14 protein-coding genes are annotated in these 13,678 nt (G+C 66.0%); 8 read left to right on the forward strand and 6 right to left on the reverse strand.

Going from position 1 to position 13,678, the window contains the following annotated elements:
- Nucleotides 1-90: 90 nt before the first annotated feature.
- Nucleotides 91-1,155 (forward strand): zinc-dependent alcohol dehydrogenase family protein, encoded by a 1,065-nt coding sequence (locus tag HTZ84_RS16395; RefSeq protein WP_174681655.1) that lies wholly within the window; start codon nt 91-93, stop codon nt 1,153-1,155.
- Nucleotides 1,156-1,592: 437 nt separating this feature from the next.
- On the opposite strand, the gene HTZ84_RS16400 is transcribed toward HTZ84_RS16395, so the two are convergent.
- Nucleotides 1,593-1,880 carry a DUF5789 family protein gene (locus HTZ84_RS16400; protein ID WP_174681656.1) on the reverse strand — a complete coding sequence of 96 codons (288 nt, stop codon included), beginning with the start codon at nt 1,878-1,880 and terminating at the stop codon, nt 1,593-1,595.
- A gap of 163 nt (nt 1,881-2,043) precedes the next feature.
- Here HTZ84_RS16400 and HTZ84_RS16405 point away from each other — a divergent pair, with 163 nt between their 5' ends.
- Both HTZ84_RS16405 and HTZ84_RS16410 read left to right on the forward strand, forming a co-directional pair.
- Nucleotides 2,044-2,832 (forward strand): PHP domain-containing protein, encoded by a 789-nt coding sequence (locus HTZ84_RS16405; protein WP_174681657.1) that lies wholly within the window; start codon nt 2,044-2,046, stop codon nt 2,830-2,832.
- Nucleotides 2,833-2,887: 55 nt separating this feature from the next.
- Nucleotides 2,888-3,052, forward strand: coding sequence for a DUF6757 family protein (locus HTZ84_RS16410; RefSeq protein ID WP_008893031.1), 165 nt, complete (start codon nt 2,888-2,890; stop codon nt 3,050-3,052).
- A gap of 17 nt (nt 3,053-3,069) precedes the next feature.
- Here HTZ84_RS16410 and HTZ84_RS16415 read toward each other — a convergent pair whose 3' ends face one another.
- From HTZ84_RS16415 to HTZ84_RS16430, 4 genes are all read right to left on the reverse strand, one after another.
- Complete coding sequence (locus HTZ84_RS16415; RefSeq protein WP_174681658.1) at nt 3,070-3,393, reverse strand: 4Fe-4S dicluster domain-containing protein; 324 nt, start codon at nt 3,391-3,393, stop codon at nt 3,070-3,072.
- An 85-nt stretch (nt 3,394-3,478) separates the two neighbouring features.
- A complete protein-coding gene (locus tag HTZ84_RS16420; RefSeq protein ID WP_174682608.1) occupies nt 3,479-4,255 on the reverse strand; it encodes a TrmB family transcriptional regulator in 777 nt (258 codons plus the stop codon).
- Between the two features lie 89 nt (nt 4,256-4,344).
- Nucleotides 4,345-4,500, reverse strand: coding sequence for a hypothetical protein (locus HTZ84_RS16425; RefSeq protein ID WP_174678793.1), 156 nt, complete (start codon nt 4,498-4,500; stop codon nt 4,345-4,347).
- Between the two features lie 125 nt (nt 4,501-4,625).
- A complete protein-coding gene (locus HTZ84_RS16430; RefSeq protein WP_174681659.1) occupies nt 4,626-5,798 on the reverse strand; it encodes an MFS transporter in 1,173 nt (390 codons plus the stop codon).
- A 233-nt stretch (nt 5,799-6,031) separates the two neighbouring features.
- Here HTZ84_RS16430 and hemB point away from each other — a divergent pair, with 233 nt between their 5' ends.
- From hemB to HTZ84_RS16455, 5 genes are all read left to right on the forward strand, one after another.
- Entirely contained in the window at nt 6,032-7,057 is a 1,026-nt protein-coding gene (gene hemB, locus HTZ84_RS16435; protein WP_174681660.1) for a porphobilinogen synthase, read from the forward strand.
- A gap of 492 nt (nt 7,058-7,549) precedes the next feature.
- Nucleotides 7,550-9,220: an ammonium transporter gene (locus HTZ84_RS16440; protein WP_174681661.1), complete on the forward strand. Its 1,671-nt coding sequence runs from the start codon at nt 7,550-7,552 to the stop codon at nt 9,218-9,220.
- A 375-nt stretch (nt 9,221-9,595) separates the two neighbouring features.
- Nucleotides 9,596-10,171, forward strand: a complete 576-nt coding sequence (locus HTZ84_RS16445; protein WP_174681662.1) for a PH domain-containing protein — start codon at nt 9,596-9,598, stop codon at nt 10,169-10,171.
- Nucleotides 10,172-10,241: 70 nt separating this feature from the next.
- On the forward strand, nt 10,242-11,588 hold the full coding sequence (gene hemL / locus HTZ84_RS16450) for a glutamate-1-semialdehyde 2,1-aminomutase (protein WP_174681663.1): 1,347 nt from the start codon (nt 10,242-10,244) through the stop codon (nt 11,586-11,588).
- A gap of 146 nt (nt 11,589-11,734) precedes the next feature.
- The gene (locus HTZ84_RS16455; protein ID WP_174681664.1) at nt 11,735-12,409 is read left to right on the forward strand and encodes a hypothetical protein; all 675 of its coding nucleotides are present in this window, start codon (nt 11,735-11,737) and stop codon (nt 12,407-12,409) included.
- Between the two features lie 70 nt (nt 12,410-12,479).
- Here HTZ84_RS16455 and HTZ84_RS16460 read toward each other — a convergent pair whose 3' ends face one another.
- A complete protein-coding gene (locus HTZ84_RS16460; protein ID WP_174681665.1) occupies nt 12,480-13,652 on the reverse strand; it encodes a sensor histidine kinase in 1,173 nt (390 codons plus the stop codon).
- Nucleotides 13,653-13,678 lie beyond the last annotated feature (26 nt).

The following is a 13,678-nucleotide window of genomic DNA, read 5'->3' on the forward strand; positions in this document are numbered from 1 at the left end:
CGGATTTCTCTCGAGACGGACGCGTTGCCGACCGTCTCTACGTGCGAACGATGCGCACATATATGTGGTGCGGTAGCATCACCCAGATTCATGCGCGCAGCAGTCCTCGAGGAACACGGCGAACCGCTCTCGATCGAAGACGTCGACGCGCCGGATCCGGATCCGAAGGGTGCCGTCGTCGACGTCGAAGCCTGCGGCGTCTGTCGGAGCGACTGGCACGGCTGGCAGGGCGACTGGGGGTGGCTGGGCCTCGAGACGAACCCGGGACAGATCCTGGGCCACGAGCCCGCGGGCCGCGTCGTGGCCGTCGGCGACGAGGTGACGAACGTCTCGGAAGGAGACCACGTCGCCGTTCCGTTCAACCTCGGCGACGGGACCTGCCACGAGTGTCGCCGAGGCCACTCGAACACCTGCGAGAACGTGATGCCGCTTGGCTTCGTCGAACCCGTACAGGGTGCGTTCGCCGAGCAGGTACACGTCCCCGCGGCCGATCACAACCTCGTCGAACTCCCCGACGGCGTCTCGTCGGTCGACATGGCCGGACTGGGCTGTCGGTTCATGACGTCGTTCCACGCGCTGGCCCACCGGGCCGACGTGAGCGCGGGCGACTGGGTGTCGGTCCACGGCGTCGGGGGCGTCGGCCTCTCGGCGGTCCACATCGCCGACGCCCTCGGCGCCAACGTGATCGCCGTCGATCTCACGGACGAGAAACTCGAGAAAGCGCAGGAACTGGGCGCCGTCGAGACCGTCAACGCCGGCGACGTCGACGACGTCCCGGCCGAAGTCAAAGCGATCGCCGACGGAGGCGCCAACGTCTCGATGGACGCCCTGGGCATCGAAACGACCTCCCAGAACTCGGTCCAGAGCCTCGGCAACCGCGGCCAGCACCTCCAGGTCGGCCTGACCACGCAGGACGAACAGGGCATGATCACCGTTCCGTCCGATGCGATGGTCATGCAGGAGATCGAGTTCATCGGCTCGCTCGGCATGCCGCCGACCCGATACGACGAGATCTTCCGCATGGTCGCGACCGGCAAACTCCGCCCCGCAGACGTCGTCTCCGAAACCATCGGTCTCGAGGACGTCACCGACAAACTCGAGGCGATGACCGACTACGAGACGGAAGGGATCCCGGTCATCGACACGTTCAACTAAATTTTGCTCTGTCGTTCGAGAGAGCGAAGCTCTCTCGTGATGACGAAAGGCGCGAAGCGCCTTTCGAACCACGGGCACGGCTTCGCCGCGCCCTCGGCAAAATTTAGTATAAAAGCACCGGAAGACACAAAGCGTCTTCCGAGTCCTCGTTCGCTTTCGCTCACGAGGACACTCCTCCTTCCGTTCGCTCGCGCTGCTCGACTCACGGCTTCGCCGTTCGCTTCTCGCGGCGCTTCGCGCCGCGCTACTCACATCGGTCGTCGGCCCGCCCGCTCCCTGCGGTCGCTCGCAGATGTTAGCGGTGACTCCTTGGCGCGGGTTGAGAACAAGCAATTGTACCGAGCGCGAACGAAGTGAGCGCTCGGCCTTTTTTCATCAAAGTTTTTTAGCGGGGTTCGACCGAGCGAAGCGAGGGAGGACCCTGCTAAAAAAGTTTGTTAGAAGGAAACCGCGTCCGGCGAGTACGGGCTGCCGGTCGGCGTCGGGTCGCGGTCGCTGTAGCCGACGCGGCCGACGGCCTTGTCGCTGACCGCGGAATAGACGGCGAAGCGCGCCTCCTCGGGGTATTCGAAGGTCTCGGATTCGAGGCGGGCGAGTACATCGCCGACCGTCTCGGATCCGTTCGGGAGTTCGAGGGTTCGATCGCCGTAGTTTTCGATCAGTTCCTCGGTGGTGGCGGGATACTCGTGGTCGTCGATGACGTCGCCGGTGCCGTTGAGCAGCATTACACCCTATCCTCCGTGAACGATAATTATAAACATTGTCCATCCATGTTTCCTAGTAGCACTTGATTCCTTATACACCTAATATGTGGCTGTGACAGCGGGACGAATGCCGGAACAGGCGCGGAGAAACGTCTTTACGACCGGCAGTCCTCGACTCGAGTAGATGCCATACGCCGATCTGCACGTCCACACGACGCGCTCGGACGGGAGTCTTGACCTCGAGACGGTGCCCGACGCCGCCCGGTACGCGGGCGTCGAGGTCGTCGCGGTGACCGACCACGATCGGCTCCAGCCGTTCGACGCGCCGGTGGTCGAGCGGGACGGCGTGACGCTCGTCAACGGGATCGAACTCCGCGTCGAGACGCCCCACGGCGAGCGGGTCGATCTGCTCGGATACGGCGTCGAGCCGACCCCGGAACTCGAGGGGATCGTCGAGCGGATCCAGCGAAATCGTATCGAGCGAGGGCGGGCGATCGTCGACTGCGTGGAGACCCGACTGGGGGTCGATCTCGGCGTGACCGTCGACGAGGGGTTCGGACGGCCCCACGTCGCCCGGGCGATCGAGGCCCATCCAGACGTCGAGTACGACTATCAGGACGCCTTCGACGAACTCATCGGCTACGGCGACCCCTGCTACGCGGCTCGAGACGTCCCGTCGTTCGAGCGCGGGCTGGCGGCGCTGTCCGGCGCCAGTCGACTCGTCTCGCTGGCCCACCCGCTCCGGTATCGCGATCCCGAAGCGGCGCTCGGACTGACCGCCGACCCCGACCTCGAGGCCGTCGAACTTCACTATCCGTACGGGCGCGACGACGTCGATTTGGACGTCGTGAAGCGGGCGATCGAACGCAACGACCTGCTGGTAACTGGCGGAAGCGACGCCCACGAGACCGAACTCGGCGTCGAGGGCCTGTCGCGACGCGAGTACGAGGCGACGACTATCGCAGACTCGTGAGACAACCTTAGCCGATAGCGGAGGGTTCAATGCATCGTGGTCCCAAAAGGCACCTATGAACTGCCACTACTGTGACCGCGAGGCCGCGTTCGCCGCCGAATCGGACGGTCTCAAAGTCGGTCTCTGTGAGGAACACTTCCGCGAACGCTTACAGGAGCTCGCGGAAGCCGACGGCCTCGAGACGCTCAAGGAGAAAGTGGACGTCGACCGCGCCGAGTAGCAGGTCCCAACCGTCTCTCAGGCCGACCGTCCCGCGTCGACGTCGATCGCGTCGACCGGACAGACGTCGACGCAGAGCATACAATCGATACACTGGGCCTCGTTTGCGGGGTCGGCCTTCTCTTCGCTCTCCGGATGGCCGGGCGTCTCGACCCACTCGAAGACGTCGACGGGGCAGTCCTCGAGGCAGGCGCCGTCGGCGATACAGAGGTCGAAGTCGACCGCGACGTGCGTTCCGTGGATGCCGAGTTCTTCGGGTTCGTCGACGGGGCCCCAGACGGAGTGGCCCTCGTGTTCGTCGACCTGGTCGCGGTTCTCGTGAAACTGCGGATCTATGGCCATTGCTAACATCGCTAGCGGCGGCACAGCCTTAAAGATATATACTCGTTGACCGACAGCGGGCGCCTCGAAGCGGGGAACCGTCGGCTCACTCCTCGAGGGAGCGATCCTCGTGACGGATCTCGAGTCGGTCGTCGAGCAGTTCGCGCATCCAGACGGCGAAACCGTGATCGTGACCGTAGGTCCAGACCGCCACCTGCTGGGTCACGTCGGGGAGGTCGCTCTCCTTGATCCCGGTCGCGACGATCGATTTCTGGTCGGTCATGAGCAACTGACCGGGCCACTCGGAGTGGATTTCGTTCGTCGTCGCGATATCGGGCGAGACCGTGACGGCAGCGCCCGGAACCGCGTCGGCGAACTCCTCGCGCTCGTCCTCGGTCGGCACTTCGATGTAGACGTCGACGCCGCGGTCGGCGGCCGACGCAAGGGACTCGACGATCCGCGTTTCGGCCACCTTTGGCGCCGGCACGAGGTAGTGAACCGTATCGTCGGCGTCCTCGAGAAACGTGACGATGCGGTCGGTAACGTGCTCGTTCTGCGTGATCGCCCACATCCCCTCGTCGTCGTCCGATTCCGGCGTCTTGAGGTTCCCGAGCGCGTTCTCGGCGGCGTTGATCCGGGAGTCGTAGTCCTCGCGGATGCGCCGACAGGCCGTGTCGACCGAGACGGCCTTGTACTCTCGGGGTTCGGTCTGCTGGACGTTGACGAGCCCCTTCCGATCGAGGCGCTCGATGGTGTCGTACACCCGCGAGCGGGGAACGTCTGCGACCTGGCTCACCTCCTTTGCGGTTCCCCTGGAGATCCGCGTAAGGGCGACGAAACACCGCGCTTCGTATTCGGTCAGCCCCAGTTCCTCGAGGGCCATGACCGCTTCCTCAGCGTTGGACACGCACGATTATCACTGAGAAACAGGGAAAAAACGTGGCTTGCCAACGCCGCCCCGTCATGTGACGGTCACTCGAACACGCGAAACGAACTCTCGCCGCAGGGACAGCCGTTCGCGCTTCCGATGGGGCGGACCTCGTCGCCGCCGTCCGAGAACCAGACGGCCATCGTCCTGCCACAGTTCGTACACTGCGCCGCTCCCTTCCGTTGTGACCGTGCTCCCATACGCGCTACTTCTCCGGGAAAACGGATAAGCGAAGCGTGAGTTTTCGGAGAGTACGGCCTCGGGTACTCCAGCCGTAACAACAGCCCGAGATCTCGACTCGAGTACGAACGAGACGTCCCGTATCTCAGTAGCCCAGGGAGAACGCCCGATTGATCGTCAGGGCAACGAAAACGAGCGCGAGCAACGCGGCGAGGAAGCCGAAGGAGACGCCCCAGCCGAAGAGATCGGCCAGCGCGCCCGTGACGACCGATCCGAGCGCACCGACGAAGCCGTAGACGGTGCGGACGAGCCCGAAGCCCGCGCTTCGCTCCGCCGCCGAGAGGTGATCCATAAACCGAGGCAGCAACGCTCCGCCCCAGCCGAGCCCGATCCCGAGGAGGACGACCGCGCCCGCGACGGCGGGGATGCCCGGAACCGCCAGCAGCACGGCGATGCCGGCGACGGCGAGGAGCATACAGCCCGCCGTGGCGACGTCGCGACCGTAGCGATCCGACGCCGCGCCCACCCCGACGCCCGTAATTCCCTGGACGAGGAAGTAGCCGCCGAACACGAGGCTCGCCGTCGTCGCCGACTGGCCGCGATACGCGACGAGGAACGTCGGCAGGAACGAAGCGACGGCCTGCCAGACGAAATCCCCCAGTACGGCCAGCGCGACGGTGAAGGCGATCTTCGGCCGCCCGAGCAGTTCCGCCAGCGGCTCGAACTCGAACCGTTCGGCCATCGGCTGGTCGGGGCGCCGGGGGTCGATCGGCCGGACCGCGCGGGCGAACAGGAAGAAGATCGGGACGGCCACGACGACCCCGACCGCGATCGCGGCCCGCCAGCCGTAGCGGACGCCGATCCAGGCGGCCACCGGCGGCACGATGAGTCCCGCAATGGGGCCGCCGCTGTTGTGGACGCCGATCGCGGCGCCGATCTCGTCGTAGGTCCGGGTCAGCAGCGACGTGGCGACGCTGTAGTGGAGGCCGGCGGCGAACCCGAGCGCGATAACGCAGAGCACGAACAGCGGGAACAGCGGTGCGAACGCGAGAAGCGCGCTCGCGATCGCCGTCCCGCCGACCGCGATCAGAATGATGCGCCGCTCGCCGTACCTGTCGGCGAGGACGCCGCTGGGGAACTGCGCGAGGAAGTAGGCCATCCACAGTCCCGTCAGCGCGAGCCCGATGACGGCGTTGGAGACGCCGAAGGCGGCGGTGATCTGGGGGACGACCGGGCTGATGACCAGCCGGGCGGCCATCGTCGCCAGAAAGGCGAGCGTACACGCCGCCAGGACGGTTTCGTTGTATCGCCAGCGCATCAGTTCACGTCGAAATCGGGGTCGGGTTCCGGCTCGATCATCGGGGTGCGTCTCTCGGCAGTCGGTACGAAAACGCTACTCGAGAGTCACCGGTCCCGCCCCATGACGGTGTTGCTACCGGCAGTCGACGCCTCGAGTCCGGTCCCCTCAGTTCGCAGCTCACCGATCCGACTCGAGCCGCGGAATCGGGTCGCGAGCGTGATTCTTTTGCGACTGCCGCCGAAGAGACGGGTATGGACCTCACACATCGTCCGCGGCGACTCCGACGGGATCGGGTGCGCGGTCTCGTCAGCGAGACGAGCCTCGAGCCGACCGATCTGATCGCGCCGGTGTTCGTCGACGCGACGACCGACGAGCGGGTGCCGATCGAGTCGATGCCGGGCCACGAGCGGGTGCCGATCGACGAGGCCGTCGCCCGCGTCGAGGAAGTCCTCGAGACGGGCGTCGAAGCCGTCATGCTGTTCGGCATCCCTGAATCGAAGGATCCCGAAGGAACCCGCGCGTGGGCCGATGACGGCGTTATTCAGGAGGCGCTTCGTCGGATTACGAGCGAGACCGACGCCTACGTCATCACCGACGTCTGCCTCTGCGAGTACACCGACCACGGCCACTGCGGCCCCCTCGAGGAGGAACTCCGGAGCGAAGGCGGCGTCGCCGAGGACGGCCCCGGCTGCGAGCCGACGCTGACCGTGGACAACGACGCGACCCTCGAGGCGCTCGAGGAGATCGTTACCTCGCACGCCCGTGCGGGCGCAGACATGGTCGCACCCAGTGGCATGATGGACGGCATGGTCGGGACGATCCGCGACGCCCTCGACGGCGCGGGGTACGAACACGTCCCGATCATGAGCTACGCGGCCAAGTACGAGAGCGCCTTCTACGGCCCCTTCCGGGACGCCGCCGACGGCGCGCCCTCGTTCGGCAACCGACGGCACTACCAGATGGACCCCGCGAACTCCCGGGAAGCCATGCGGGAGGTCCGCCTCGACGCCGAGCAGGGCGCGGACGTGATGATGGTCAAACCGGCCCTCCCCTACCTCGACATCGTCAGCGCCGTGCGACGGGAGTTCGACCACCCCGTCGCCGCCTACAACGTCTCCGGCGAGTACGCGATGCTCCACGCCGCCGCCGAGAAGGGGTGGCTGGATCTCGAGGAAGTGGCCCTCGAGTCGCTGCTGTCGATCAAACGCGCCGGTGCGGATCTGATTCTGACCTACTTCGCGGAGGACGTGGCGCGACGACTGCCCGCCGGTCGGTAGGCGGTCGCGTCGATTTCGAACACTCGACGATTACCCGATCGAGGCCGATTCGCGGTGAGCGGCTCGCGGAATCGACCCTCGGTCACGGCATTCGGACGAACGTCCAGTCGGCGCTCTCTCCGTCGCACGAGTGGCAAGATCTGCCGCGCGCGAGCGTCGACCGCTCGCTCGAGGCGCGATATCGGGCATTCGCGGGCGACGGTCGAAGCCGACCGAGTTTTTCCGAGTTTACAAAGAGCGAATATATAACCACGACTCGAAAAATCCGCAAGATCGAATAGCCTTATACACATTAAATCCCCTCTAGATTTGATCGTATGGCCCTATTACGGCACGATTATCAATCGTTCTTAAACGCTAATCCTTATATGGAGTTGGTCCATCGTGATCAGACGTGATTAAGCAGACAACCATGAGCCCGAATGGAGCAGACATGGACAAACGTCTACAACGCATCGGGGCGGAAGTGAGTGAAAACGGGGTGGTCGCCTAATGGAGCCGACGCTACTACAGAGCGGGGAAGAGGTCGAGATGCTGATGGAGGCGATCAACTACACGTGGATCCTGGTTGCCACCTTCCTGATCTTCTTCATGCACGCCGGCTTCGCCATGCTCGAGGCGGGCCAGGTGCGCTCGAAGAACGTCGCCAATCAGCTGACGAAGAACCTGCTGACTTGGAGCGTCGGCGTGACGGTGTTCTTCCTGGTTGGCGCGACCGTGGAGGGTCTCGTCGCCGGAGACGGCCTCGCGTTCCAGTTCCAGAGCGATGCGGCGAGCTGGATGGACTGGCTGTACGGGGCCGTCTTCGCCATGACGGCGGCGACCATCGTTTCGGGAGCCGTCGCCGGTCGGGCGAAGCTCCGTGCGTACGTCACGTACACGTTCCTCCTGGCCGCGGTCATCTACCCGGTCGTTACCGGCCTCACGTGGGCCGGCGAACACCTCGCGTACGGCGGCGTCGTGTTCCACGACTTCGCGGGCGGGATGATCGTCCACGGCATGGGCGGCATCGCCGGTCTCACCGCCGCGTGGATCCTCGGTCCGCGCATGGACCGGTACAACAGCGACGGGAGCGTAAACGTCATTCCCGGGCACTCGCTGACCTTCGCCGCGCTCGGCACGCTGATCCTCGCCTTCGGCTGGTACGGCTTCAACGTCGGTACCTCGGCGATCATCGGCGAGGGCGCGTTCCTCGGCGACCAGCTCGGTCGCGTCGCCTTGACGACGACGGTCTCGATGGCCTGCGGTGCGATGGGGGCCGGACTCGTCGCCTGGCTCAAGACCGGCAAAGTCGATACCCTGTACGTCGCGAACGGTCTGCTGGCCGGCTTGGCCGCGATCACCGCGATCCCCGACACGACCGCGTGGTGGGGCGCGTTCGTCGTCGGCGGTCTCGCCGGCGTTCAGCTGCCGCTCGTCTTCGAGTTCGTCGAGCAATACCTGAAGATAGACGACGTCTGTGCGGTCTTCCCGGTCCACGGCTCCGCTGGGGTCCTCGGAACGCTGCTGTTCCCCTTCGTGGCCGCACCGGGCGTCGTCGATAGCGTCGCGAACGCGTTCATCTCGCAGCTGATCGGCGTCGGCGTCATCACCGTCTGGACGGTCGTCGCGACCGGCCTGATCTGGTTCGTGTTCAAGCTCGCCGGCCAGGCCCGCGTCTCGCCGGAACACGAGCGCGACGGGCTCGACGTCTCCGAACACGGTGTCGACACCTACCCCGAGTTCGGCCAGCCCGACGTCGCGACCGACGGCGGTGAGCGATTCGGAGAATCGGGATCCTCGTCAGAACTCCGTTCTGACGGCGGCAAGCCCAACGACGGCGAGCTCAAGATGATCACCGCGATCATCCGCCCCGACAAGCTCGGCGACGTCAAGAAGGGACTCGCCGAGATCGGCGCGCCGTCGCTGACGGTCACCAACGTCTCCGGCCGCGGTTCCCAGCCCGCGAAGAAGGGTCAGTGGCGCGGCGAGGAGTACACGGTCGACCTCCACCAGAAGGTCAAGATCGAGTGCGTCGTCGCCGATATCCCGGCTCAGGACGTCGTCGAGGCCATCGGCGAGGCCGCCAACACCGGCGAGCCGGGCGACGGCAAGATCTTCGTCCTGCCCGTCGAGGACGCCTACCAGGTCCGGACCGGCAAGACCGGACAGGACGCCGTCTAAGATCGGGACGCGCCGGTCGTCACACGCGCGTTCCGCCGAGACGCGTTCCGGGAGCACGCTCGTGCTCGCGCGACCCACGTTCCGCAGTGCCTCTGACACTCGGCAGTTCGGCGCCCGTTCCGAACCGGGCGCCACCGGTCGTCGCTGACATACCGACGGCCGCCATTCGATGGTGGGACTCCGTACCGTTCGATCGTGTCGCGGTTCTCGACGTAACGGATCCACCCGTTTCTGTTTTTAACGGCATCGGTTCGCCGTTCGATCGGCACCGTCGCTCGAGTCGACGACGCCGCGAGTCTCGGTCGCCGACGCGGCGGGTGCGACGGGAGAACCCGCCAGTACGCTTATTGAATGCGGCTACGAGGCGGGGAGTGAATGAGTCAGAAACGCGACGGATCGGCGTTGGCGTACGACGAAGCCGAGACGGTCGACCGCGGTTCGGACCGTTCGGGTCGGACCGAATCGCGGAGGGAGCTCTCGTTGCTCGAGGGCGAGGAGGTCCTCGTCGACGCGCAGCCGACGTGGTGGAACTGGATCGGCCACGCCGTCGGCGGCGGACTTGCCGGACTGGTCGGAGTGATCGGCCTCGCGGCCGGGAGCGCAGCGGCGGGAGTGCTCGGAATCGTCACGGGGCTCGTGATCGCGGGCTACATCTGGTATCGACGGAACCGAGTCCGCTATCTCGTCACCGACCGGCGGCTCGTCGTGATCGCGGGATTCACCGCCAGGACGACCTCCGAGACGTGGATGGAAGATATTCGCGGACTACAGACGAGTACGACCGCCTTCAGTCGCGGACGGGGGTTCGGAACCGTCACCGTCTCGCACGCGGTGATCCCGCAGGGATTCAGCCGAACGAGCGCGCTGTCGCTCTCGGGCGTGCCGAACTACGCCGACGTGGCGAACACGATCCGGCAGCGCCAGTCCGAGCGGAAGGCCGGCGACTACTGAGCCGCCGCTTCGGTCCCGTCCTCGAGGAAACCTCGGTACTACTTTCCCGTCTCATTCCCAACACCGGAGTATGAACGACGACAACTCACGCGACCTCTACGATCGGGCGCTGTCGGTCATGCCCGGCGGAGTCAACTCGGCGGTTCGTGCGGCGATCGAACCGTACCCGTTCTTCGTGCAGAAGGGCGACGGCGGCCACGTCATCGACGCCGACGGCAACCGCTACGTCGACTGGGTGATGGGTCTCGGCCCGCTGCTGCTCGGCCACGACCTCCCGGAACCCGTCCGGGCGGGTATCCAACAGAAGGCCAGCGAGGGGCCGATGTACGGCACCCCGACCGAGATCGAGGTCGACCTCGCGGAGTTCGTCGTCCGTCACGTCCCCAGCGTCGAGAAGATCCGCTTCGTCAACTCCGGCACCGAAGCGACCACCTCGGCGGTCCGACTCGCACGCGGCTACACCGGCCGGAACAAGATCGTCGTCATGCAGGGGGGCTACCACGGCGCCCAGGAGTCGACGCTGGTCGAGGGCGACCACGAGAACTCGCGTCCATCCTCGGCCGGGATCCCGCAGTCGTTCGCCGAGCACACGCTTCCCGTCCCGTTCAACGACGAGGACGCCGTCCGCGAGGTCTTCGAGGAGCACGGCGACGACATCGCGGCTGTCCTCACCGAACCCATCCTGGGGAACTACGGCATCGTCTACCCCGAGGAAGGGTACCACGAGTTCCTCCGTGAGATCACCGACGAGCACGGCTCGCTGCTGATCTTCGACGAGGTCATCACCGGCTTCCGCGTCGGCGGCCTCGGCTGCGCCCAGAGCGAGTTCGGCGTCACCCCCGACCTGACGACCTTCGGGAAGATCATCGGCGGCGGCTTCCCGGTCGGCGCCATCGGCGGCCGCGCCGAGATTATCGAGAACTTCACCCCCTCCGGCGACGTCTTCCAGGCCGGCACCTTTTCGGGTCACCCCGTCACGATGGCCGCCGGGCTCGAGACCCTCACGTTCGCCGCCGAGAACGACGTCTACGAGCACGTCAACGGCCTCGGCGACCGGCTCCGTCGCGGGCTGACCGACATCGTCGCCGATCAGGCGCCGAGTTATACGGTCACCGGCACCGACAGCATGTTCAAGGTGATCTTCACGCGCGAGGGACCGAGCCCCAACTCCCTCGAGGAGCAGTGTCCGGCCGGCTGCCGACAGGATCCGACCTGTCCGCGCTACGACTACAGCCCCAAGAACGCCGGCGACGTGAAAAACGCCGAGACCGAGCGCTGGCGGCGGATCTTCTGGGGCCAGATGAAAGAGCAGGGCGTCTTCCTCTCGCAGAACCAGTTCGAGTGCCAGTTCGTCAGCTACGGCCACACCGAGGAAGACGTCGAGGAGACCCTCGAGGCGTACAAGCACGCGCTGTGATCGGGGCGTAAGCCTGAGCCATCTCCCCTCGCGACCGACGGGGTGCGGGGGACCGACCAGCAGCGACGCGGGACGAGAACCGGCCGCCGATGATATCGAACGGCAGACCGCCGACCGCCGACGACGCCACAGGACTCGCGCTCGGAATGAGCACACACGTCGACGAGATCGATTGGGCCCGGATCGTCGAGCGGTTGCTCTACCTGTTTCCGCCGATCCTCGGGGTCGGACTCGTCGGGGTCTTACAGGACGCAGAACCGGGCGTTCCCGGCCTCCAGTTCGTGTTGTTGCTCCTCAGCGGGTTCGGCTACACCGCCCTGACGCTCGGCTTGCTCGTCGCAATTTTCTTCGACGCACGCCGGATACGACGCCGACCGCGGGCCAGCGGGAACTGGACGCCGAACCCGTGGCTCAACGCCGCCGCCGCGCTCGTCTCGCCCCCGGTCGCGGGCGTCGCCTATCTCGTTCGCAGACACAGACGGTTCGGGACGCCGGCGGGACGGTCGGACTGGTGGCTCGTCGTGGCGGTGTCGCTCGCGACGACGCTGTTCGGGTTCGTCGCCGCGGCCGTCGCGATCGTCTTCACGATTCCGGGGCTGCTGGCGGCCGCCGTCGGGCTCGCGGGAACCGTCGCCGTCGGCTCGTTCCCGATCGCGATCCACCGGGACGCGGCTTACGTCTGCACGCGAAATCGGTCGTGGCGACCGAATCCGGCGCTCTACCTCGGGATCGCCTTTCTGAGCCTGTTCGTGCCGCCGCTCCAGCCGATCGTGGCGGGCTACTACCTCGTCCGTCGGCACGACGCGGTCGGCCGGCCGTGAGCGTCCGCGGTAGCGACCGGACGCGTCGAGTGTACGAACGAGGCGTCCCTCGAGGACGGCCGCGTCTCCGTTACGACGGCGGCGACGAGGAGGCGCTCGAGGACGCGGTCGACTGCGACTCGGCCGCCGCCGGAAGTTCGACCGCAAACGTCGTTCCGTCCGGCCCCGTCTCGACCACGTCGACCGAGCCCTCGTATCTGGTCACGAGTTGGCGAACCAGATACAGCCCGATCCCGTGGGAGCTTCCGCGACTCTGGGTGCGTTCGAAGAGCGTCTCGAGCGTCGAGTCGGTGATTCCGGGGCCGTTATCCGCGATTTCGACCCGGACGGTTTCGGGGCCGGGATCGACCGCGACCGAGACGCGCGGCGTCGCAGCGTCGTTGTGTTCGACCGCGTTCGAGAGGAGGTTCCCGAAGACGCGAGCGACCAGGTGGTCGGCCCGAACGGAGACCTCCGGCGGGATCGACGTCTCCACGTCGACGGGGCCCCACTTGTGTTCCAGCTTCCGCACTTCGTCGGTCAGCAGTCGGGAGAGGTCGACCGTCTCGAGTTGCACCTCGCCGTCGGTCGACTGCAACAGGATTCGCACGTCGTCGATCACCGTCGACATCTCCTCGGACTCGTCGATCACGATCTCGGCCCACCGTCGTTGTTGGTCGGTCGTCGCCGCTTCCTCGCGGAGCAGCGACGCGTACCCGTTGATGATCGTCGCCGTGTTCAACACCTCGTGGCGGAGGATACCGTTGAGGTAGTCGAGGTACTCCCGTTGCTCCGCTAAGTGTTCCGCCCGGAGCGAGGCGCGCTCGGCGGTCAGGGTGCGTTCGATGGCTCGCCCCTCGAGGCAGCCGATTAGCAAGCCGATGCCGGCGCCGAGTACGACGGCCCACCGCGCCCACGAGACGACGTGCACCCACGACTCGGTCGGCATCGTGGCGATGAGCGCGAGGTTGACGAGCAAGAAGATTACCAGTCCGCCGACCGACCAGCCGACGGCCCGTGGATAGCGACTCGGCGGGAGGTCCGCATTCCGGAGCCAGTACCCGCCGAACGCGATCCCGCCGATGGCGGGAACGGACGTGACGATACCGACCAGAAACTGCCCGCTGGTGACGAACTCGATCCCCCACGCGAAGTATACCACGATCTCACCGACCAATACGATCGTCAGTGCGGCTGCGAAGCCGATCACGTACTGCGGGATTCGATCCGGGGAGACGATATCGGCGTCCGCGGGCCAGCGCATATACTGGTAATCAGTTTCGGTTTTGT

Source organism: Haloterrigena gelatinilytica (assembly GCF_013342145.1).
In the GTDB taxonomy this organism is placed as follows: Archaea; Halobacteriota; Halobacteria; order Halobacteriales; family Natrialbaceae; genus Haloterrigena; species Haloterrigena gelatinilytica.